Here is a 22,425-nt window from a genome sequence, read left to right on the forward strand (position 1 = left end):
ATTCCCGTCGTTCCCCTTTCTTCGCATCGGGCAGGAGCCCCACAGATGAGCATTCAGATTCTCGGCATGATCGGCCACCGGCTGTCCTCGGAAACCATCGCCCCGGTGGGCCCGGTGTTCGACAAGGACTACATCCGCAGCTTCGCCAAGGCCCACGAGGACGCCGGCTTCGACCGCATCCTGGTCGGCTACTGGTCCGACCAGCCGGACGGCTTTCTGGTCACCGCCCTGGCCGGCCTCTCCACCCGCCGCCTCGGCCTGCTGCTGGCGCACCGCCCCGGCTTCGTCGCGCCGACCCTGGCGGCGCGCAAGCTGGCCACCCTCGACCAGTTGCTCGACGGCCGCCTGGCGCTGAACGTGATCAGCGGCGGCAGCGACGCCGAGCAGCGCAAGGACGGCGATTTCCTCGACCACGACCGGCGCTACGCGCGCACCGACGAGTTCCTCGAGGTGCTGAAGAAGGCCTGGACCGCGGACCGCCCGTTCGACCACCAGGGCGAGTTCTACCGGGTCGAGCAGGCCTTCTCGGCGATCAAGAGCGAGCAGAAGCCGCACATCCCGGTGTACTTCGGCGGCGCCTCGGACGCGGCGCTGCGCGTCGCCGGCAAGCACGCCGACGTCTACATGCTGTGGGGCGAGTCCCTGGAGCAGACCCGCGAGATCCTCGCCCGGGTACGCGCCGAGGCGGCCCGCCACGGGCGCAGCATCGAGTTCAGCGTGTCGTTCCGGCCGATCATCGCCGCCACCGAGGAAGAGGCCTGGGCCAAGGCCGACGCCATCCTCCGGCGCGCCCGCGAGCGCCAGGCGCAGGCCGGCCCGGTGCTGGCGGCCAAGCCGCAGAGCGTCGGCGCCCAGCGCCTGCGCCAGACCGTGGCCCGCGGCGAGCGGGTGGACAAGCGGCTGTGGACCGGCATCGCCGGGCTGGTCGGCGGCGGGCAGAACTCCACCGCCCTGGTCGGCACCCCGGAACAGGTCGCCGACGCCCTGCTCGACTACTACGACCTGGGCGTGCGCAACATCCTGATGCGCGGCTTCGATCCGCTCAACGACGCCGTCGACTACGGCCGCGAGCTGATCCCGCTGATCCGCGCCAAGGTCGCCGAACGCGACCGCCAGCAGACCAGCCGCAGCGCCTGAACCCCGCCCGCGCCCAGCCCCGCGCAACCGCACCAGCGGAGCGCTCCACAGCCCCTGGTGGAGACCGCTTCATGATCAAGCCCACGCTCGCCCTGATGAGCCTCCTCAGCCTGTTCCTGTCCAGCAGCGCCCAGGCCGTGACCCTCACCATCGGTGACCAGTTCTACTACAGCAGCACCCTGCTCGAGCTGGCCGGCGAACTGAAGGACCTGCCCTACGAGATCCACTGGAAACGCTTCAACGCCGGCGGCCCGGTGGTCGAGGCCCTCAACGTCGGCTCCATCGACGTCGGCATCGTCGGCGACACGCCGGTGATCGCCCTGGCCGCTCGCGGCGGGCCGATCAAGGTGGTGGCGGTGACCCGCAGCCGGCCGGACGGCATTGCCATCGTGGTCGGCAAGGATTCGGACATCCGCACGGTAGCCGACCTGGCCGGCAAGCGCATGGCCATCTGGAAAGGCTCCTGGAGCCAGCAGCTGACCTATTCGGCGCTGGAGCAGGCCGGTCTGCCCAGCAACGCCCCTCGCTACAGCTACCTGATGCCGACGGAGGCCATCGCCGCGCTGTCGGAAGGCAAGCTCGACGCCACCGCCACCTGGGAACCCTACGTCAGCATGGTCGAGCGCCAAGGCGGGCGGATCTTGCGCAACGCCAAGGATCTGATGCCGGCGCCGATCTATGTGGTCGCCAACACCACGCATCTGGAGGAGAACCGCGCGGCCATCGGCGACTTCATCGCCCGCCTGCAACGCGCCCGCGACTGGTCACGCCAGCATATCGAGGTGTATGCACAGGCCTGGGCGAAGAAGAACAACTCGGACCCGGCCATCGCCGAAAGCTGGTTCCGCCGCGACGCCACCTGGGTCGAGCCGATCAGCCCGCAGACCCTGAAGGATGGCCAGCAGACCGCCGACTTCCTGGTCCGTGCCGGGGTACTGAGCACGCCCTACGAGGTCACGCCACTCTACGACCAGAGCTTCAATCGCTACCTGCAACCCCACCCGAGCGAGGCCTCCCGATGAGCCGACAGCTGCACCTGGCCGGCTTCCTGCTCGCCGGCCCGGTCGTCCACAGTCATGCGCTCTGGCGCCATCCCGAGACCGTCGGCGACTACCTCGATCCGCAGTACTACGCGCGCAGCACCCGGGTGCTGGAGGACGGGCTGTTCGACTTCCTGTTTTTCGCCGACCGCCTGGCCGTCGGCGACCAGATGGGCGGCTCCCGCGAGCAGGCCCTGCGCTACGGTGCCCAGGACGCCACCCGCCTCGACCCGCTGCCGATCCTCGCCTACCTGGCCGGGCAGACGCGTAGGCTCGGCCTCGGCGCGACCCGCTCCACCACCTACTACGAACCCGCCCACGTCGCCCGGGCGCTGGCCACCCTCGACCACCTCTCCGCCGGGCGGGCGGCCTGGAACATCGTCACCTCGATGAACGACAGCGAGGGCCGCCTGTTCGGCAAGGACCGCCACCTGGAGCACGACCTGCGCTACGACCGCGCCGACGAGTTCGTCGAGGTGACCCTCAAGCTCTGGCGCAGCTGGGCGCCGGACGCGCTCAAGCTGGACCGCGAACGGGGCATCCTGGCCGATCCAGCCGGGGTGCGCGACGTCGCCCACCAGGGCCAGTGGTTCAAGGTCGAGGGGCCGCTGAACATCCCGCGCAGCCCGCAGGGCCGCCCGGTGCTGATCCAGGCCGGCTCCAGCGGGCGCGGCCAGCGCTTCGGCGCGCGCTGGGCGGAGGCCATCTTCACCATCCAGGCCGACCTGCCCGCCATGCGCGCCTTCCGCGAGGCGGTGCGCCGGCAGGTGGTCGCCCAGGGCCGCGAGGCCGACCAGTGCAAGGTTCTCACCGCGGTCATGCCCTTCGTCGGCGGCAGCGAAGCCGAGGCCCGCGCCCGGCGAGACCGCCACAACGCCCTGGCGCGCCCGCAGATCGGCCTGGTGACGCTCGCCGCGCAACTCAACTTCGACCTCTCCGGCTTCGCCCTGGGCACGCGCCTGGAGGCCATCGCCAAACGCTCCGACACCCCGCCCGCGGTGGCCGAGAAGCTGCGCTCCCTGGGGCCGGCGCTGACCCTCGACGAACTCGGCCGGCTGTACGCCGGCAGCGTGCGGGTGCCGCAGCTGGTCGGCACCGGCGCGCAGATCGCCGAGCAGCTGGAGGAGATCTTCGAGGGCGGCGGCTGCGACGGCTTCATCGTCTCGCCCGGCTACCTGCCGGGTTCCTTCGCCGAATTCGCCGAAAGCGTGGTGCCGCACCTGCAGCGCCGCGGCCTGTTCCGACGCGCCTACGAGGGCGCGACGCTGCGCGAACACCTGGGCCTCGGCCCGCTGGAGGACTGAATGGACACCCCCGAACCCCGCACCGACTGGCTGCTACTGGCGCGCACGATCGGCGCGGAATTCGAACGCGACGTCGCCGAGCGCAGCCGCGCGCGCACCCGCCCCGACGCCCAGCTCCGGCGCCTGAAGGACAGCGGCCTGACCAACCTGGCGATTCCCCGCGCCCTGGGCGGCGCCGGCCAGCCCTGGTCGCTGATCGTGCGCACCATCCGCGAGCTGGCCGCCGGCGACGGCTCGGTGGGCATGCTCTACGGCTACCACCAGCTCAACGTCATCAACCTGCGCCGCGAGCCGCAGCCGCGCCGCGACCGGCTGCTGCAGGCCATCGCCGAGGGCCGGCTGTGGCTGGCCGGGGTGGTCAACCCGCGCGACGACGACATCCTCGCCACGCCGGACGGCACCGGCTTCCGCCTCGACGGGCGCAAGGGCTTCTGCAGCGGCGCGGCCTTCGCCGACCTGCTCAGCGTCAGCGCCCGCCATGCGCTGAGCGGCGAGCGGCTGATGGTCCTGCTTCCCGGCGACCGCCCCGGCCTCAAGTACGCCGACGACTGGGACCACTTCGGCCTGGAGCGCAGCGACAGCGGCAGCTTCGTGCTCGACGCGGTGCGCGCCGAGGCCGAGGAGGTGCTGGTCAACGACCTGGAGGACGGCGGCGACTTCTCCGCCGCCATCCGCACGCCGGTCAACCAGTCCGCCTTCACCCAGTTCTACCTCGGCAACGCCCTCGGCGCCCTGCGCGCGGCGCGTGCCTACGTCCACCGCGAAGGCCGCGCCTGGCTGCACGCTGGGGTCGCCGAGGCCCACCAGGACCCGCTGCTGGTCAGCCAGTTCGGCGAGCTGTGGATCGCTTTGCAGGGCGCCATCGCCCTCGCCGACCGCGCCGCGCTCAAGGTCGACGAGCTGCTCGCCGCCGACGAGGCCTTCACCGCGGAGCTGCGCGGCGAGGCGGCCGTCGCCGTGGCCAGCGCCAAGGTGCTGGCCGCCCGCACCGCGCTCGACGTCACCAGCCGGGTGTTCGAGGTGATGGGCGCCCGCGCCACCCACAACCGCTACGCCTTCGACCGCTTCTGGCGCGACGCGCGCACCCACAGCCTGCACGACCCGCTGGCGCACAAGGTGCTGGAGGTCGGCGAATACGCCCTGAACGGCCAGTACCCGCCGGTACGGGCCTACACCTGAGGACAAGGAGAGACTCCGTGAACGCCATCACCCGCATCGCCTCCGTCAAGCCCCGCGTCAGCGCCGCGGAATGGGAGGCCCGCGTCAAGCTGGCCGCCAGCTATCGGCTGGCCGCCCGGCTGCGCTGGACCGACCACATCTACACCCACTTCTCCCTGCGCGTGCCGGGGCCGGACCGGCATTTCCTGATCAACCCCTACGGCCTGACCTTCGACGAGATCACCGCCTCCAGCCTGATCAAGCTGGATCTCGACGGCAACATCCTCGACGACCCCACCGGGCTCGGCTACAACCGCGCCGGCTACGTCATCCACAGCGCCATCCACCGCGCCCGCGAACACACCCATGCGGTGCTGCACACCCATACCGCGGCCGGCATCGGCGTCTCGGCGCAGCAAGGCGGCCTGCTGATGATTTCCCAGCACGCCATGCGCTTCTACCGGCGCCTGGGCTACCACGACTACGAGGGCATCGCCCTCGACCTGGACGAGCAGCAGCGCCTGGTCGCCGACCTCGGCGAGCACGACGCGCTGATCCTGCGCAACCACGGTCTGCTCGCCTGCGGCCGGGACATCGAGGAGGCCTTCTACAACCTCTACTACCTGGAGCGCGCCTGCGTGGCGCAGCTGGCCGCCCAGTCCGGCGGCGCGGCGCTGCACGTGCCGCCCGAGGCGGTGGCGGAAAAGGCCGCGCGGGGCTTCGACCAGGCCATCGCCGACGGCCGGCAGAAATCCCACTGGGACGCCTACCTGCGCCAGCTCGAGCGCGACGATCCGTCCTTCGTCCTTTGACCCCGAGGAGCCCTCGATGAGATTCAGCGCCCCATTCGCCCTCCTGACCGCGCTCGTCCTGCACGCCTCTCTGGCGTCGGCCGCCGAGCCGGTGACCCTGCGCATCGCCGACCAGAAGGGCAGCATGCGCGCCCAGCTGGAGGCGGCCGATGCGCTCCGCGACCTGCCCTACGCCATCCAGTGGTCGGAGTTCCCCGCCGCCGCGCCGCTGGCCGAGGCCCTCAACGCCGGCGCGGTGGACGCCGGGATCATCGGCGACGCACCGCTGCTGTTCGCCCTGGCCGCCGGCGCTCGGGTCAAGGCCATCGCGGTGAACAAGTCCGATCCCTACGGCACCGCCGTCATCGCCCGGGCCGACTCGCCGCTGCGCGGCGCCGCCGACCTGAAGGGCAAGCGCATCGCCACCGGACGCGGCTCCATCGGCCACTTCGTCGCCCTCAAGGCGCTGGCCACGGCAGGGCTCGACGAGCAGGACGTGGAGTTCCGCTTCCTCGGCCCGGTGGACGCCAAAATGGCCCTGGCCAACGGCTCGGTGGACGCCTGGTCGACCTGGGAGCCCTACACCGCGCAGGCGGAAACCGTCGACCGGGCCAGGGTGGTGGTCAACGGCCGCGGCCTCTGGGCCGGCAACACCTATCTAGCGGCCACCGAACGGACGCTGGCCGATCCGGCCAGGCGCGAGGCCCTGCAGGACTACCTGCACCGCCTGGACGGCGCCCAGCGCTGGGCCTACGACCACCTCGACGACTATGCCAGGCGCCTGGCCGAGATCATCGGCTTTCCCGAGGACGCCGCGCGCCTGTCCTTCGAGCGCCGCCAGTCGCGCTGGCAATCCCTCGACGAGGAGACCATCGCCCAGCAGCAGGCGACCGCCGACTTCTACCACGCCCACGGCCTGATACCGCAGCGCCTGGAGGTCCGCGCCACCTTCGACCGCGGCTTCGCCCTGGACGGGGCCGCGCCGGCCGGCGCGGCGAGCGTTTCGCAGAATGCCGGCGAGCCGGGGAATCCCCCGCGGGCGAGCGGCCGAGCCGAGTTCTAGTTCCTTCCCCGCCCGACGGGCAACAGCGGGCCCGGATGGAGGCCCCCGGCAAGCCGGGGCGTCCGCCGGGCCTTCGACGCAAGAGAGAAACCCCGATGAGATCCATGAAGTACCCGAAACCGTTCCATTCCCTGCGCCGCCGTCTGCTGGCAGGCGTCGCCCTGGCTCTGGCCGTGAGCTCGGCTGGCCTGGCCCAGGCCGAGACCCAGTTGCGCATCGGCTACCAGAAATCCTCCACCCTGATCACCCTGCTCAAGAGCCAGGGCACCCTGGAGCGGCGGCTGGCCGGGCAGGACGTGAAGATCAGCTGGCACGAGTTCGCCAGCGGGCTGCCGCTGCTGGAGGCGCTCAACGTCGGCAACGTCGACCTCTCCGCCGACGTCGCCGACACCGTGCCGGTGTTCGCCCAGGCCGCCGGCGCCCGCCTGACCTACTTCGCCCAGGAGACGCCCTCGCCCGCTGCCCAGGCCATCGTGGTCGCCGCCGACTCGCCGCTGCACGGCCTGGCCGATCTCAAGGGCAAGAAGGTCGCGGTGACCAAGGCCGCCGGCAGCCACTATCTGCTGATCGCCGCGCTGGCCAAGGCCGGCCTGAGCTTCGCCGACATCCAGCCGGCCTATCTGACCCCGGCCGACGGCCGCGCCGCCTTCGAGAACGGCAAGGTCGACGCCTGGGTGACCTGGGAGCCCTTCCTCAGCGGCGTGCAGCGTCAGCTGAAGACCCGCACCCTCGCCGACGGCCGCGGCCTGGCCAGCTACCGCCGCTACTATCTGGCCTCGACGCCCTACGCCAAGGCCCATCCGCAGATCCTCGCCACGGTGTTCGACGCCCTGCGCGAGAGCGGCTCCTGGCTGAAGAGCCATCCGCAGGAGGCGGCGACGGTGCTCGGTCCGCTCTGGGGCAACATGGACAGCGCCACCGTGACCCAGGCCAACGGCAAGCGCAGCTACGAGGTTCATGCGGTGACGCCGGAAAGTCTCGCCGAGCAGCAGAAGATCGCCGACGCCTTCCAGGCCGAAGGCCTGCTGCCGGAGAAGATCGATGCCCGCGACGTGGAGATCTGGAAACCGCAGAAAAACGCCGGCCGCTGAGGCCGGCGGGCAGCGCCGGCCGCTGGTAGCGCCGCCGGCGACCGGGAGTTCACGCCAGGCCGTACTCGGGCAGGCCGAGGTGCTCGGGGCGGATTTCCGCGACGCTGCTGAGCAGCGCGAAGTGGATGACGTTCTCCAGCTCGCGGATATTGCCCGGCCAGAAGTGGTGCTCCAGCAATTCCTGGGCGTCCGGGCTGATGGTCGGCAGCGGCAGCCTCAGGCGCTCGGCGTGGATACCCAGAAAGTACTCGGCCAGCGGCAGGATGTCGCCGGTCCGCTCGCGCAGCGGCGGCAGCTCCAGGCGGCCCTCGTCCAGGTAGCGGTAGAGCCGCTCGCTGAACTTGCCCGCCGCCACCACGCGCGCCAGGTCGATGCTAGTGGCCGCCACCAGGCGCACGTCCACCGGGCTCGGCTGGGCCGCGCCGACGCGCAGCACCTCGCGGTTCTCCAGGGCGGCGAGCAGCTTGTCCTGCAGCGACCGCGGCAGGTCGCCGATCTCGTCCAGGTAGAGGGTGCCGCCGTTGGCCGAACCGAACCAGCCGGCCCGGCTGCTGGAGGCCGTGCCCGGATAGGCGCCGGGGGCATGGCCGAACAGTTCGGCCTCGGCCCAGGTCGGGCTGAGCGCGCCGCAGTTGACCGAGACGAACAGGCCGTTGCGCTGGCTCTCGCGGTGGATGTGCCGCGCCAGCAGCTCCTTGCCGGTACCGGTCTCGCCGCGGATCAGCAACGGCAGGCTGGTCGGCGCCAACCCCTCGACCACCTTGCGCAGCCGGCGGGTGCGCGGATCGACGAACACCAGCGCCCGGGCGCGGATGCTCAGCGGGCTGCTGTCGGCAGGTGGGAAGGTCAACAGGGGCTGGTCGGAAGGACGGCGGTTCATGGTGTTCTCCTGCCCGAGCCGCCGCCAGGGCAGGCTCGGTACTAATGGCTGGGGACGGCGGCGTGGGGCCTCCGCATCGGGTGCCAGCGGCAACCGCACAGGTTCACAGACAGCGCCTCTCGAGCCGCTCGATCTGCCGCTGCAGGCGGTAGAGGTGGGCGAAGCCCTGCTCCCACTGGTGATGGCCGGAGTCCACGTTGATGTGGCCGACGCCGCTCAGCAGGGTCGCGTGGGCTCCCCAGTCCTGCGCCAGCTGCAGGGCGCGCGGGGCGCTGGCGGCCGGATCGTTGTCGGAGGCGACCACCAGGCTGGGGAAAGGCAGCGGCTCGCGGACGATGGGGGCGAAGCCGCGCAGCAGCTCGTGGCAGGTCGGCCGCTCCACGTCGGCCGGGGCCACCAGCAGCGCGCCGCGCACCCGCTCGAGGAGCGGTCGCGTCGCCTGGGCGGCCCAGCGCGCCACGGTGATGCAGCCCAGGCTGTGGGCGACCAGGATCGCCGGCGTCTGCAGCGCGCCGACCGCCTTGTCCAGCGCGGCGATCCAGTTGGAGGGCTCGGGACGCTCCCAGTCCTCCTGCTCGACCCGAGCGGCGTTCGGCAGGCAGCGCTGCCAGTGGCTTTGCCAGTGCTCCTCCGGCGAACCTCGCCAGCCCGGCAGAATCAGGTAACTCAGGCTTCGGCGCATGGATAGGGCCTCCTTCCTAAATGAACGCCGGCCAGTCTAGGGCAGCCCAGTAAGAACTAAAAAGAATTAAAAATTATTTATTTATTCGAAATAGCCAAATTACTCAGTCGCTCCGCCTTATTACCAGAAATAATATAAAAATTTCTAAACAATATTTTTAAGAATATTACCGAACATCCTAGTATCCGCCCAACACGTTGGCCCGCTTCCTGGGCGACGATCTTTCATCAAGGAGAGAACGAGAATGAGCGCCCCCATCAGAAGCCTAGAAGGTCACGACGAAGCCACCATCCTGCGCGAAATCCGGGCCGCCCTGCATGGTCTGCGCTTCGGGTCGGTGGAGATCACCGTGCACAACGGCCAGGTCGTGCAGATCGAGCGCAAGGAGAAGTTCCGCCTCCAGGCCCAGAGCCAGAAAGCCTCCTGACCCATCTCAAGAGCCGACGACCCGACTGGACCACCGGAGGGTATGCCTCATGGGCACCGACACGAACAGGCCTTCGCCCCAGCCGCGGCAGCGCCCCTGCGGCCACCGCGGGCGAATGCGCGGCGAAGCCCGATAACCAGAAAGCCCCTGCCATACCCCCTATTCAGCATTCAGGAGCAGTACCCCATGTCCATCCGTCGATTCGCCCTGGCAGCCCTGGCCAGCCTCACCCTGAGCGGTGCAGTCCAGGCGCAGACCCAGTTGCTCAACGTCTCCTACGATCCGACCCGGGAGCTGTACGTCGAGTACAACAAGGCCTTCAGCCAGCACTGGCAGGCCGAGGGCCACGACCCGGTGCAGATCCAGCAGTCCCACGGCGGCTCGGGCAAGCAGGCCCGGGCGGTGATCGACGGTCTGCGCGCCGACGTGGTGACCCTGGCCCTGGCCGGCGACATCGACGAGCTGTACCGGCTCGGCAAGCTGCTCCCGGAGGACTGGCAGAGCCGCCTGCCGCAGGCCAGCACGCCGTACACCTCGACCATCGTGTTCCTGGTGCGCAAGGGCAACCCGAAGGGCATCAAGGACTGGGGCGACCTGGTCAAGCCGGGCGTGGAAGTGATCACGCCGAACCCGAAGACCTCCGGGGGCGCGCGCTGGAACTTCCTCGCCGCCTGGGCCTGGGCCAAGCATCAATTCGGAAGTGACGACCAGGCCCAGGCGTACGTCGAAAAGCTCTACAAACAGGTTCCGGTGCTGGATACCGGCGCCCGCGGCTCGACCATCACCTTCGTCAACAACAAGATCGGCGACGTGCTGCTGGCCTGGGAGAACGAGGCCTTCCTCGCCCTCAAGGAACAGGGCGGGGAGGATCTCGAGATCGTCGTGCCGTCCCTGTCGATCCTGGCCGAGCCGCCGGTGGCGGTGGTGGACAAGAACGTCGACAAGAAAGGCACCCGCGAGGTCGCGGAGGCCTACCTGAAGTACCTGTACAGCGACGAAGGCCAGCGCATCGCGGCGAAGAACTTCTACCGCCCGCGCGACCCGAAGGTCGCGGCCGAGTTCGCCAAACAGTTCCCGACGCTCGAACTGGTGACCGTCGACCGGGAGTTCGGCGGCTGGAAGAGCGCCCAGCCCAAGTTCTTCAGCGATGGCGGGATCTTCGACCAGATCTACAAGGCCCAGTGACAGCCGCAACCGGCTTCGGGCCGCGGAACGGTGCGCTTGGCGCACCGTTCTGGCTTGAGCGTTTCAACGCAGAGAAGGACACACAATGTCGCGACGTACCTCCCCCGTCATACCCGGCTTCGGGCTGACGCTGGGCTACACCCTGGTGTATCTCAGCCTGTTGGTGCTGATTCCCCTGGGTGCGCTGTTTCTCAAGACCACCCAGCTCGGCTGGAGCGAGTTCCTCGCCATCATCACAGCGCCGCGGGTGCTCGCCGCGCTCAAGCTGAGCTTTTCCACCGCCTTCGCCAGCGCGCTGCTCAACGGGATGATCGGCACCCTGCTGGCCTGGGTGCTGGTGCGCTACCGCTTCCCCGGACGCAAGCTGATCGAGGCGATGATCGACCTGCCCTTCGCCCTGCCGACGGCGGTGGCCGGCATCGCGCTCACCGCCCTCTATGCGCCGACCGGTCTGGTCGGACGCTTCGCCGGCGAGCTGGGCCTGAAGATCGCCTATACCCCGCTCGGCATCACCCTGGCGCTGACCTTCGTCACCCTGCCCTTCGTCGTGCGCACCCTGCAGCCGGTGCTCGCCGACTTCCCCCGCGAGGTGGAGGAAGCCGCCGCCTGCCTCGGCGCCAAGCCCTGGCAGGTGTTCCGCCACGTGCTGCTGCCGGCGCTGCTGCCGGCCTGGCTGACCGGTTTCGCCCTGGCCTTCGCCCGCGGCGTCGGCGAGTACGGCTCGGTGATTTTCATCGCCGGCAACATGCCGATGAAGACCGAAATCCTGCCGCTGCTGATCATGGTCAAGCTGGACCAGTACGACTACACCGGCGCTACCGCCATCGGCGTGCTGATGCTGGTGGTCTCGTTCGTCCTGCTGCTGGCGATCAATCTGCTGCAACGGCGCCTCGCGCGCGCCTGAGGAGGCCCCATGTCGTCCACCACCCTGACCGCCGCCGCTCCGGCCACGGCCGCCCGTCGCGAGCGCCACCCGGGACGCTGGCTGCTGATCGCCGGCGCCTGGCTGGCGTTCGTCCTGTTCCTGCTGCTGCCGCTCGTGGTCGTGCTCAGCGAAGCGCTGAAGCAGGGCTTCGGCACCTTCCTCTCGGCCATCCTCGAGCCTGACGCCCTCTCCGCGCTGAAGCTGACCCTGCTCGCGGTTGGCGTCTCGGTGCCGCTGAACCTGGTGTTCGGCGTCGCCGCCGCCTGGTGCGTGAGCAAGTACGAGTTCCCCGGCAAAAGCCTGCTGGTGACGCTGATCGACCTGCCGTTCTCGGTCTCGCCGGTGATCGCCGGCCTGATCTACGTGCTGCTGTTCGGCGCCCAGGGCTACTTCGGTCCCTGGCTGCAGGACCACGACATCCAGATCGTCTTCGCCGTGCCCGGCATCGTGCTGGCCACCCTGTTCGTCACCGTGCCCTTCGTCGCCCGCGAGCTGATCCCGCTGATGCAGGAACAGGGCACCCAGGAAGAGGAAGCCGCGCGCCTGCTCGGCGCCAACGGCTGGCAGATGTTCTGGCACGTCACCCTGCCGAACATCAAATGGGGCCTGATCTACGGCGTGGTGCTCTGCACCGCCCGGGCGATGGGCGAGTTCGGCGCGGTATCGGTGGTCTCCGGGCATATCCGCGGGATGACCAACACCCTGCCGCTGCACGTGGAGATCCTCTACAACGAGTACAACCATGTCGCCGCCTTCAGCGTCGCCAGCCTGCTCCTGCTCCTGGCGCTGGCCATCCTGCTGCTCAAGCAGTGGAGCGAGTCCCGCCTGTCCCGTCTCAAGTCCAAGCCCGTCGAGGAATAAGCCATGTCCATCGAAGTCCGTCACGTCAGTAAGCAGTTCGGCGCCTTCAAGGCTCTCGACGACATCAACCTGGACATCCACAGCGGAGAGCTGGTCGCCCTGCTCGGCCCCTCGGGCTGCGGCAAGACCACCCTGCTGCGGATCATCGCCGGCCTGGAGACGCCGGACCGCGGCAACATCGCCTTCCACGGCGAGGACGTGTCCGGTCGCGACGTGCGCGAGCGCAACGTCGGCTTCGTGTTCCAGCACTACGCCCTGTTCCGCCACATGACGGTGTTCGACAACGTCGCCTTCGGCCTGCGCATGAAGCCCAAGCGCGAACGGCCGGGCGAGGCCAAGATCGCCGAGAAGGTGCACGAGCTGCTGAACCTGGTGCAGCTCGACTGGCTCGCCGACCGCTACCCGGACCAGCTCTCCGGCGGCCAGCGCCAGCGCATCGCCCTGGCTCGCGCCCTGGCGGTGGAGCCGAAGATCCTGCTGCTGGACGAGCCGTTCGGCGCCCTCGACGCCAAGGTGCGCAAGGAGCTGCGCCGCTGGCTGGCGCGCCTGCACGAGGAGATCAACCTGACCAGCGTGTTCGTCACCCACGACCAGGAAGAAGCCATGGAGGTCGCCGACCGCATCGTGGTGATGAATAAGGGCGTGGTCGAGCAGATTGGCGCGCCGGGCGAGGTCTACGAGCATCCGGCCAGCGATTTCGTCTACCACTTCCTCGGCGATTCCAACCGGCTGGAGCTGGGCGGGGACCGGCACATCCTGTTCCGCCCGCACGAGGTTTCCCTGTCGCGCCAGGCCGCGGCCGATCACCGCCCGGCCCAGGTGCGCGACATCCGCCCGCTCGGCGCCATCACCCGGGTGACCCTGCAGGTGCAGGGCCAGGACGAGCTGATCGAGGCCGAGGTGAGCAAGCAGCATCCCGGCCTGGTCGCCCTGGCCCGCGGCGAGACCCTGTACTTCAAGCCCGCCGTGTAACCCACCGGGAACGGAAGGCAGACCCGCCCGGCGTCTGCCTCTCCCGCTTCCTGTCCCTGCATCGCCCTCTCCCGTTCCCCCACGGCCGTCTGGCTGCCGGCCGCCTGCCCCTTAGCCTCTGCCCAGCTCGACCGGGAGTCCCCTCCCCGCTTTACGCGCCCCTGGATTCCCGCTGGAACAGAAAGAGGCAGCAAACCTCCGACGCACACCATAATTGACCATCCGATCAGATTGTCCCGATGCGTGCGTTCGTCCGGATGGCGCCAGGCACCTGCGCAAGCCAACCGACCATCCGATTGATAATCAAGTAGTTATACGAAACGAGCGGCTCGGCGCAGCCTCTTGGCGCAACTATTGCTCACGCGGAAACCTGACAACTTGGACAACATCCGTCCGCGTGCAATAGGAGCTAGCCCAATAATGAAAGCCGTTCTACGCAGTACCGCTCTGGCAGCCGGCCTGTTCGCCAGCGGGGAATCCCTGGCAGGAAGCCCCCTGATCTGGCAAACCAACAGCCTGACCTACCTGTGGGGCGAGCATTTCAAGGTGGATGCCGGGGACATCCAGCAGACCCTCACCTTCGAGCATGCCAGCAGCTGGACCTGGGGCGACCTCTTCATCTTCTGGGACAACAAGTGGTTCAACGGCCAGGCGAGCGACGGCGGCCACACCTATTACGGCGAGATCACCCCGCGCTTCTCGCTGGGCAAGATCTTCCGCACCGACTTCTCCTTCGGCCCGGTCAAGGACGTGCTGCTCGCCACCACCTTCGAGCGCGGCGAACACGGCAACAAGAGCTACCTGTTCGGCCCGGGATTCGACTTCAAGGTCCCCGGCTTCGACTACTTCCAGCTGAACTTCTATTACCGCAAACCAGACGGCAGCTACGGCAACAAGCCCTCCGGCCAGTGGCAGCTGACCCACGTGTCGTCGGTGACCCTTCCCGTGGGCGGCTCCGACATCCTGATAGACGGCTACATCGACTGGGGCATGAACGATGCCGGGCACAGGAGCGTACCGGGCAACTACATGCACCATAACCTGCACATCAACCCGCAGATCAAGTACGACCTGGGCAAGGCGCTGAGCTACCAGCCGAAGCGACTCTACGTGGGGATCGAGTACAGCTACTGGGCGAACAAGTACGGCATCAAGAGCAGCAAGGCGTTCGATACCGACGAGAGCAGCACCAGCCTGCTGCTCAAGATGCATTTCTGATGGCGCGCGCCGGCACGCTTCGGCTAGATCTCGATCTGCGTCCCCAGCTCGATCACCCGGTTCGCCGGCAACTGGAAGTAGGCCATGCTGCTGTTGGCGTTCTTCAGCAGGAAGGCGAACAGAGCCTCGCGCCAGTAGGCCATGCCGATGCCCCGGGAGGGGATCACGGTTTCCCGGCTGAGGAAGTAGGTGGTGCGCATCGGGCTGAAGTCCAGGTCTTCCAGATGGCTCAGGCGCAGGGCGTTGGGCACGTTCGGCTCATCCATGAAACCGAAGTGCAGGATCACCCGGTAGAAGCCCTCGCCGTAGTAATCCACCTGGAAGCGGCGCTCCGCCGGGACTCGCGGGCTGTCCTCGGTCAGCACCGTGAGCAGCACCACCCGCTCGTGGAGCACCTGGTTGTGCAACAGGTTGTGCAGCAGGGCGTGCGGCACCGCATTCGGCCGCGCGGCGAGGAACACCGCGGTGCCGTGGACGCGGTGCGGCGGCTGCAGCCGCACGCTGTCGATGAAGGTCGGCAGCGGCAACGCGCTCTCGTCCAGGCGCTCGATCAGCGACTGCTTGCCGCGTCGCCAGGTGGTCATCAGGGTGAACAGGGCGATGCCGGCGATCACCGGAAAGGCGCCGCCCTGGACGACCTTGGGCACGTTGGCGGTGAAGAACAGGCTGTCGACGAACAGGAAGCAAAGCAGCACGGGGATCGCCAGCCAGCGCGGGAAGCGCCAGAGCAGCAGCACCACGGAGGCCACCAGCAGGGTGTCGATCAGCATGGTGGTGGTCACCGCCACGCCGTAGGCCGCCGCCAAGGCCCCCGAGGAGCCGAAGCCGAGGACCAGCAGGACCACACCGACCATCAGCATCCAGTTCACCACGCTGATGTAGATCTGCCCCTGCTCGGCGCTGGAGGTGTACTGGACCAGCATGCGCGGCACGTAGCCGAGCTGGATCGCCTGATGGCTGAGGGAGAAGGCGCCGGAAATCACCGCCTGGGAAGCGATGATGGTCGCCAGGGTGGCCAGCACGATCATCGGCATCAGCGCCCAGTCCGGCGCCAGCAGGTAGAAGGGATTGCGCGCCGTGCTGGGGTCGCTCAGCAGCAACGCGCCTTGGCCGAAGTAGTTGAGCACCAGCCCCGGCAGTACCAGCAGGAACCAGGCCCGGGTGATCGGCCGGCGGCCGAAATGGCCCATGTCGGCGTAGAGCGCCTCGGCCCCGGTCAGAGCCAGGACCACCGCTCCGAGAATGGCCACACCGAGCCCTGGGTGGCTGACGAAGAAATTCATCGCCCACCAGGGTTTGAGGGCATGCAGCACCTCGGGCTGCTGGAGGATGCCGCGGATGCCCAACACGCCGAGCACCAGGAACCAGACCACCATCACCGGACCGAAGAGAATGCCGATGCGTGCGGTACCGTGCTTCTGGATCAGGAACAGACCGATCAGCAGTATCACCGTGACCGGTAGCACCCAGTGGCTGACGGCCGGCAGCGCCACCTCCAGGCCCTCGACGGCGGACAGCACGGAAATCGCCGGGGTGATCATGCTGTCGCCGTAGAACAGCGCGGTGCCGAACAGACCGAGCAGCATCAGCAGGCCACTCAGGCGCGGATAGGCCGCGGTGGCGCGGCGGGCCAGGGCGGTCAGGGCCATGACGCCGCCCTCCCCCTCGTTGTCGGCGCGCAGGATGAACAGCACGTACTTGATCGACACCACCCAGATCAGCGACCAGAAGATCAGCGAGAGGATGCCGAGCACCCCATCGTGATTGACCTGCACCCCGTAGTGGCCGGCGAAGACCTCCTTCAGGGTGTACAGCGGGCTGGTGCCGATGTCTCCATAGACCACGCCGGCGGCCGCGACCAGCAGCCCGAGCGCGGAGGGCGCCTTGTGCCCGGCTGCCGATGACGCTGTGGATTCACTCATTCGAGAGCTCCTGGCGGAGGGGATCAGGGTGACGCTCGGATAGGAGCCTTCTCCGTCATTATCGACGCGAAACCGCCATCGGTCATGGGGGAGATTCGCGCAGGCGGTAGCCGATGCCGGCCTCGGTGACGATGAAGCGCGGCGCGGTCGGGTCGTCACCGAGCTTCTGGCGCAGATGGCCGATCACCACCCGGAGGTAATGGCTGTCCTCCACGTGGGTCGGCCCCCAGATGTCCCGCAGCAATTGCTGCTGGGTCACGACCCGGTCCAGGGCGCCGGCGAGCATGGCGATGACCGCATACTCCTTGCGGGTCAGGGCGATGTCCTCGCCGTTCAGCGTGACCCGCCGACAGGCCAGATCCACCCGCAGCGGGCCGCAATCGATCAGCGTACGCGCCTGGTCGCAGGGAACCGATCGGCGCAGCAGCACCCGAACCCGGGCGAGGAACTCCTGGATGCTGAAGGGCTTGGTCACGTAGTCGTCGGCGCCGCCATCCAGGGCCAGCACCTTCTCGCCGTCGCCGGCGCGTACCGAGAGCACCAGCACCGGCACCCGGGAGGTCAGGCGCAGGGTCTGGAGTACCTCCTTGCCGTCCATGTCCGGCAGGCCGAGGTCGAGCACCAACAGGTCGGGCCGGGCCTGCCCGGCCAGGGCCAGCCCCTCGCCACCGGTACCGGCCTCCAGCACGCGGTAGCCCTGGGCGGCCAGACTGATGCGCAGGAACTTGCGGATCTGCGCCTCGTCGTCGATGACCAGGATCTGCGGCTTGCTCATGTCGCCTTTCGTCATTCGTCTTCCGGCCCGTCGCCCAACCGCGGCAGGGCCTGCAGGGAGAGATGCAGAGTCAGGGTCGTGCCCTGCCCGTCCAGACCGTCGCCCACCGTCACCCGGCCGCCATGGGCCGTGACCAGCCCCTGGCAGATGGCCAGCCCCAGGCCGGTGCCTTGTCCACCGCGGTCCCCGCGGGCCGCGGTGTAGAACATGTCGAAGATCTTCTCCCGCTCGCCGGGAGGAATGCCAGGCCCCTGGTCGCTGACGGCGATGCGCAGCTCCCGCTCGTCGCTTTCCACCGTCACCCGCAGATGCCCGGCCGGCGGCGAGAAACGCGCGGCGTTCTCCAGGACGTTGACCAGCGCCTGCTCAATCAGCGCCGTATGCACGAACAGCAGCGGCAGCTCGCCGGCCATCCGCGTCTCCACCGTGAAAGGCGCCAGGACCGGCTTGAGGCGCTGCAGGGCGCTGGCGACGATATCGACCGGCGCTACCCAGTCGCGCTCCAGCTTGATCCCGCCATGTCCTAGCCGGGTCATATCCAGCAGGTTCTGGATGTAGCGATCAAGCCGCTCGGCTTCGTCGCGGGTGCTTTCCAGAAGCTCGCGACGATCCTGCTCGCCGATCTGCCCGTCGAGAGTCAGCAGGCTGTCGATGGCACCGTGCATCACCGTCAGCGGCGTGCGTAGATCGTGGGATACCGAGGCCAGCAAGGCGCTGCGCAGTTGCTCGGTTTCCCCGTGCAAGCGGGCCTTCTCCAGCGCCTCGGCCAGTTGCGCCCGCGCCAGGGCCTGGGCCAGCGGTCGGCCGAGAGCGGCCAGCAGGCGTCGGCGCTGGGCCGGCAGCGGTTGCCCGTCGTTGGGCATGACGCCGAGCAGGGCCAGCGGCCCCTCCTCGCTGGACAGCGGCCACCACCACCAGCGCCCTTCCGGCAAGGTATCGGTGCCGAGACCGGCCGGCAGTTCGTGCTGCCATACCCACTCGGCGGCGGCTCGTTCGTTGTCGCTAAGATTGGGCGGCAGGCCGGCCTCGTCGCGCAGTCCGCCTGCGCCATCGGGGCCGAGCAGGCAGATGTCCAGATCGCGCCAGAGGGCGAACTGCTGCATGGCGGCGTCCAGCACCGCCTGACGGTCGGTGGCGGCGGTCAGCTTGCGCGAGAGGTCGAGCAGCGCGGCCGTTTCCGCCTGGGTATCGCGCAGGGCCTCCATCTGCCGGCGTTGGCGGGTCGCCAGGTTGCCGGTCAACGCCGCCATGAGGAGGAAGAACAGCAGGGTCAGTACGTCCTGCTGGTGATGCACGCTGAGGGAAAAGGTCGGCGAAATGAACAGAACGTCGTAGGCGACGAAGGACAGCACTGCGCAGAGCAGGGCCGGACCGAGCCCGCCACGTACGGCGACCAGCAGGACCGCCACCAGGAACACCAAGGATATGTTCGACAGCTCCAGGAACAGGGAGATGCCCCAGGCTGCGCCGCTCGCCAGCAGGGTCGCCAGCGGCGCCTGCAAGTAGGCCCACAGGGAAGCCAGGTGGCGCCGCGGTGCAGGCTGGGGCAGCGGGCCGTGCTCACCGCCGGTGAGCACATCGATCTCCAGGTCCTTCCCGCTGCGCAGCAACCGCGGGACGAGGCCCTTGGTCAACCAGCGCCGACGCGACGGCTGGCCATGGCCCACCAGCAGCACGCTGGCGCGCCGCTCCTGGGCATGCTGCAGCAGGGTCTCCGCCACGTCGTCGGCCCGCAGGACGATGACCTCGCCACCGAGACGTTCAGCCAGCTGCTGAGCGGACTGCAGCAATTGCCGCCGGTGTTCGCTGCGGGGACGAGCGGTATCGACATGCACCAGGCTCCAGGGAAGCTGGCGTCGCCGGGCCACCTGGCAGGCGTGGCGAACCAGACTCTCGGCCTGCAGATCGCCATCCACCGCAACCAGCAGGCGGCCGAGCACCACCGGGGTTTCGCGCCCGGACTGGCGATAGCGCCGATGCAGCTCGGCATCAGCCCGCGCCGCCACCACCTGCAAAGCCAGAGCGCGCAAGGTCGCAAGGCTGCTCAGACTGAAGGACTTCGCACCGTGACCTTCCGCTCCTTTCTCCCCGTGCACCCTGCCCTCGCGCAAGCGCTCGAGCAGTTCATGGGGAGGCAGATCGACCAGCTCCACCTCATCGGCCTCGTCCAGCAGCCAGTCCGGAACGGTCTCGTCGACTACCAGACCGGCCGTCGCTTCGACTTGGTTCCTCAGGCTTTCCAGGTGATGGACGTTGAGCGTGGCGTGCACGTCGATACCCGCGGCCAGCAGCTCCTGCACATCCTGCCAACGCTTGGCATGCCGGCTGCCGGGTGGATTGCCATGTGCCAACGGAGCGATCAGGGTAACCTGCGGCGGTCTGGCCAGCAGCTCCTCGAGGTCCAGGACTGTCGTCCTGATCTGCGAGCGGGTCGGCAAGAACTCGGCGAGCAGCGCCTCCACCTCGGCCGAGCCATCGGATTCGACCACGCCGATCCGTACATCCACCCCGTGACGCTGCAGCTCCCAGGCGGCATGCAGCATGGCGCCGGTCTTGCCGACGCCCGGCGCCGCTCCCAGATAAAGCTTGAGCCGTCCGTAGCCACCCTGCTGACCGGATACGGGCGGAGTGCAGCCCGAGGCGGATACGAGGAGGGATGCATCAATCATGCGGACCATGGGTGAAGCACGTGATGGATGGGACTTCAGTATCCCCCGTTCGCCGAGGTCATGCTGTAAAAAAGCCGTAAAAACTATCGCCCCATTCCCACCACTGACAGGCCTTACCTGGCGCGAAGACGATCTTGGAATCCCAGGATCAAACAGGCTATTGCCGACTTCTCGGCTTCATGGCGAAACGGGACGCCCATGTCTCTCCGTTGCGGAGGAAACGACCTGAAGCGACTCATTCATCGCACGGTCCGAGTATCAGTCATCAGCCAGCAAAGAGCGCCCTCGCAGGATTGCAAGGGACGGAATGGGCAACTGGAAGAAATGAGAGCTGACCTGACTTGCAGCCTGGGTAAACATAAAAAACCGCCCACTAGCAGAATAGACGAGGCCATTCATGCTACTGGGCGGGGTCAGGCGATTACTCTACAGACTCAGCCTCTACGAGGTTGAGCTTGCCCTCATTCAGGCGGTAGACCTGGTCAGCGATATGAATCATGGCAGGCCGGTGCGAAACGGCGATGATGGTGATCGCCGGGGATAGCGCCTTCAGCGTGGAACAGATCGCCTCTTCCGACTCCGGATCCAGCGCGCTGGTAGCCTCGTCAAGAATCAGCAGACGCGGATTGTGCGCCAGTGCCCGGGCGATCACGATACGCTGACGCTGCCCGCCGGAAAGCTTGCCTCCCCGCTCCCCCACGATGGTCTGCAGACCGGCGGGAGATTTTTCTACGAACTCCCAGGCTCCGGCCTGCTTGAGCGCTCGCTCGGCATCCGCCGCAGTCAGTGCCGGATCTCCCAGCGTGACGTTGGCCAGAATCGTATCGTGCAGAAGCAGGGTTTCCTGGGGAACGTAACCGATCATCCGACGCCAGCGCTGGCGGTCCAGCTCCTCAATCGGCACACCGTCGACCGATATCTTGCCGGATTGCGGTGCCAATAGAACGCAGATCAGATCGAGGATGGTCGTTTTACCCGCACCCGAGGGGCCAACCAGACTGGTGAACGAGCCAACAGGGATCCGGAGATTGACTGCATCCAGAATCTGGCGTGCACCATAAGTGAATGACACCCCTTCGAAGACGATGTCCTTCTGTAGCGTCGGGGTTCGGTTACCGCCTGAAGGCTCGGCATCCGCTGCTGCCGTATCGATCGCCTCCTGCAGCGCCCAATAGGCGCTATCCTGCGCAGCCATACGGTGATAGCGCTGCTGGGCTTTATGCATCAGCCCCAGCACTCGCACGACGAGGAAGATGAGAACCATGACATGGGACAGTGGGAGGTGCCACACCACCACTCCTGCATAGAGCCCGGCAGCGGCCAGGATCGCAAGCATCGGCTCCTGCAGCGCTCGGAGAGTCTCGCGACTCATGACCTCGCGCTCCATGGCCTTGTTGAGCTCTGCAGCCTGGCTCCTGAGCAACGAGTCGGCGATATCCTCTCGAGCCATGGCCTTGAGAGGCTTCACTGAGCTCAGCGTGTCAGTCAGATGGGTGAGCAGATCCCGCATCAGACGGGTCTGGCTTTTACCTGCCCGACGTGAGGTTTTTGCTAATCTCTGCAAAGCGATCAGCAGAATGAAGCCCACTACCAAGGAAACGAGAGTGGCCTGCCAGGACACGAAAAGCGCGATAAACGCATAGACGCCGGCCTGAATGCACAGGGCCAACATATTGGCAGCATGCTCATAGCCAGTCGAAGCACGATATGCCTCGGTCGCTACTGCATTGGCCAAGGCTCCGGTCGACTGTCGCAGATAATATTCCCAGCGGCTCCCCAGCAGAGAGCGGATCAGATTGACGCGCAGATCGGTAGCGACATGGGCTACGGTATACCCCACCTGCCGGTTGCCGAGCAGAATCAATGTACTGCTGACAGTCATACCGAGCACAATCACGGACAACATGACTAGAACGGTCGGTTCCAAACCGAACCAGTGCAGGACATCAACGACCTTCTGAGCAAATGATGAGTGAGTCTGATCCCCCAGAGTTACCGATAACAAAGGAAGCATGGTGGTTAGGCTGACGCTTTCAGCGACACCAGCCAGTAGCAGACTGATGAGCATGAGCAACGTACGTGCCGGATAAGCCCGACCAAAAGCAACAATAATACGCATGGCTATCGTTCAGAGAGTGAGAAGGGCTTCCTGGGTGAGGCTAGGCAACATGGAGCACTTATGAAGGCCTGTCACCAGTTAGCCGACACGCTGCAGGACAGACTTGATCGCAACGAAGCAGCTCGACACGGATAGTGGTACCAACCAGCAAGAGCGCGAGTGGAACCGGTTTGTTCCACTCGCGCTCTTCTTACTGTCGGATCAAG

The 22,425-nt window shown here is 67.5% G+C and carries 18 protein-coding genes and 1 pseudogene; 13 read left to right on the top strand and 6 right to left on the bottom strand.

The window, feature by feature from the left end; translation table 11 throughout:
• Nucleotides 1-45 precede the first annotated feature (45 nt).
• The 7 genes from ACFOJE_RS21520 (at nt 46) to ACFOJE_RS21550 (ending at nt 7,584) form a co-directional block, all read left to right on the top strand.
• Complete coding sequence (locus ACFOJE_RS21520; RefSeq protein WP_377817065.1) at nt 46-1,137, top strand: LLM class flavin-dependent oxidoreductase; 1,092 nt, start codon at nt 46-48, stop codon at nt 1,135-1,137.
• 71 nt (nt 1,138-1,208) lie between these two features.
• A complete protein-coding gene (locus ACFOJE_RS21525; protein WP_377817067.1) occupies nt 1,209-2,159 on the top strand; it encodes an ABC transporter substrate-binding protein in 951 nt (316 codons plus the stop codon).
• Nucleotides 2,156-3,481: an LLM class flavin-dependent oxidoreductase gene (locus ACFOJE_RS21530; protein WP_377817069.1), complete on the top strand. Its 1,326-nt coding sequence runs from the start codon at nt 2,156-2,158 to the stop codon at nt 3,479-3,481. Before ACFOJE_RS21525 ends, ACFOJE_RS21530 begins: the two co-directional genes overlap by 4 nt.
• The gene (locus tag ACFOJE_RS21535; RefSeq protein WP_377817070.1) at nt 3,482-4,660 is read left to right on the top strand and encodes an acyl-CoA dehydrogenase family protein; all 1,179 of its coding nucleotides are present in this window, start codon (nt 3,482-3,484) and stop codon (nt 4,658-4,660) included.
• Between the two features lie 17 nt (nt 4,661-4,677).
• Nucleotides 4,678-5,451 carry a class II aldolase/adducin family protein gene (locus ACFOJE_RS21540; protein ID WP_377817072.1) on the top strand — a complete coding sequence of 258 codons (774 nt, stop codon included), beginning with the start codon at nt 4,678-4,680 and terminating at the stop codon, nt 5,449-5,451.
• A gap of 16 nt (nt 5,452-5,467) precedes the next feature.
• A complete protein-coding gene (locus tag ACFOJE_RS21545; protein ID WP_377817074.1) occupies nt 5,468-6,493 on the top strand; it encodes an ABC transporter substrate-binding protein in 1,026 nt (341 codons plus the stop codon).
• A 104-nt stretch (nt 6,494-6,597) separates the two neighbouring features.
• A complete protein-coding gene (locus tag ACFOJE_RS21550) occupies nt 6,598-7,584 on the top strand; it encodes an aliphatic sulfonate ABC transporter substrate-binding protein (protein ID WP_377817075.1) in 987 nt (328 codons plus the stop codon).
• Between the two features lie 58 nt (nt 7,585-7,642).
• Here the strand turns inward: ACFOJE_RS21550 and ACFOJE_RS21555 are convergent.
• Nucleotides 7,643-8,464, bottom strand: a pseudogene (locus tag ACFOJE_RS21555) (sigma 54-interacting transcriptional regulator); the annotation flags it as partial.
• A gap of 103 nt (nt 8,465-8,567) precedes the next feature.
• A complete protein-coding gene (locus ACFOJE_RS21560; protein ID WP_377817077.1) occupies nt 8,568-9,146 on the bottom strand; it encodes an RBBP9/YdeN family alpha/beta hydrolase in 579 nt (192 codons plus the stop codon).
• Between the two features lie 244 nt (nt 9,147-9,390).
• On the opposite strand from ACFOJE_RS21560, the gene oscA reads away from it, so the two are divergent.
• From oscA to ACFOJE_RS21590, 6 genes are all read left to right on the top strand, one after another.
• Complete coding sequence (gene oscA, locus ACFOJE_RS21565) at nt 9,391-9,573, top strand: sulfur starvation response protein OscA (protein ID WP_377817078.1); 183 nt, start codon at nt 9,391-9,393, stop codon at nt 9,571-9,573.
• A 186-nt stretch (nt 9,574-9,759) separates the two neighbouring features.
• Nucleotides 9,760-10,758: a sulfate ABC transporter substrate-binding protein gene (locus tag ACFOJE_RS21570; protein ID WP_377817079.1), complete on the top strand. Its 999-nt coding sequence runs from the start codon at nt 9,760-9,762 to the stop codon at nt 10,756-10,758.
• Nucleotides 10,759-10,843: 85 nt separating this feature from the next.
• Nucleotides 10,844-11,662, top strand: a complete 819-nt coding sequence (cysT, locus tag ACFOJE_RS21575) for a sulfate ABC transporter permease subunit CysT (protein WP_377817080.1) — start codon at nt 10,844-10,846, stop codon at nt 11,660-11,662.
• 9 nt (nt 11,663-11,671) lie between these two features.
• On the top strand, nt 11,672-12,544 hold the full coding sequence (gene cysW / locus ACFOJE_RS21580) for a sulfate ABC transporter permease subunit CysW (protein ID WP_377817081.1): 873 nt from the start codon (nt 11,672-11,674) through the stop codon (nt 12,542-12,544).
• A gap of 3 nt (nt 12,545-12,547) precedes the next feature.
• Nucleotides 12,548-13,516, top strand: coding sequence for a sulfate/molybdate ABC transporter ATP-binding protein (locus ACFOJE_RS21585; RefSeq protein ID WP_377817082.1), 969 nt, complete (start codon nt 12,548-12,550; stop codon nt 13,514-13,516).
• 420 nt (nt 13,517-13,936) lie between these two features.
• Entirely contained in the window at nt 13,937-14,734 is a 798-nt protein-coding gene (locus ACFOJE_RS21590) for an outer membrane protein OmpK (protein WP_377817083.1), read from the top strand.
• Nucleotides 14,735-14,757: 23 nt separating this feature from the next.
• Here ACFOJE_RS21590 and ACFOJE_RS21595 read toward each other — a convergent pair whose 3' ends face one another.
• The 4 genes from ACFOJE_RS21595 to ACFOJE_RS21610 form a co-directional block, all read right to left on the bottom strand.
• Nucleotides 14,758-16,656, bottom strand: coding sequence for a potassium transporter Kup (locus ACFOJE_RS21595; protein WP_377817084.1), 1,899 nt, complete (start codon nt 16,654-16,656; stop codon nt 14,758-14,760).
• A gap of 82 nt (nt 16,657-16,738) precedes the next feature.
• Nucleotides 16,739-17,446 carry a response regulator gene (locus ACFOJE_RS21600; RefSeq protein WP_377817085.1) on the bottom strand — a complete coding sequence of 236 codons (708 nt, stop codon included), beginning with the start codon at nt 17,444-17,446 and terminating at the stop codon, nt 16,739-16,741.
• On the bottom strand, nt 17,443-20,100 hold the full coding sequence (locus ACFOJE_RS21605) for an ATP-binding protein (RefSeq protein WP_377817087.1): 2,658 nt from the start codon (nt 20,098-20,100) through the stop codon (nt 17,443-17,445). The genes ACFOJE_RS21600 and ACFOJE_RS21605 overlap by 4 nt, the downstream gene beginning before the upstream one ends.
• 421 nt (nt 20,101-20,521) lie before the next feature.
• On the bottom strand, nt 20,522-22,219 hold the full coding sequence (locus ACFOJE_RS21610; RefSeq protein ID WP_377817088.1) for an ABC transporter ATP-binding protein: 1,698 nt from the start codon (nt 22,217-22,219) through the stop codon (nt 20,522-20,524).
• Nucleotides 22,220-22,425 lie beyond the last annotated feature (206 nt).

Source organism: Azotobacter bryophylli (genome assembly GCF_042643485.1).
GTDB classification, from domain to species: domain Bacteria; phylum Pseudomonadota; class Gammaproteobacteria; order Pseudomonadales; family Pseudomonadaceae; genus Azotobacter; species Azotobacter bryophylli.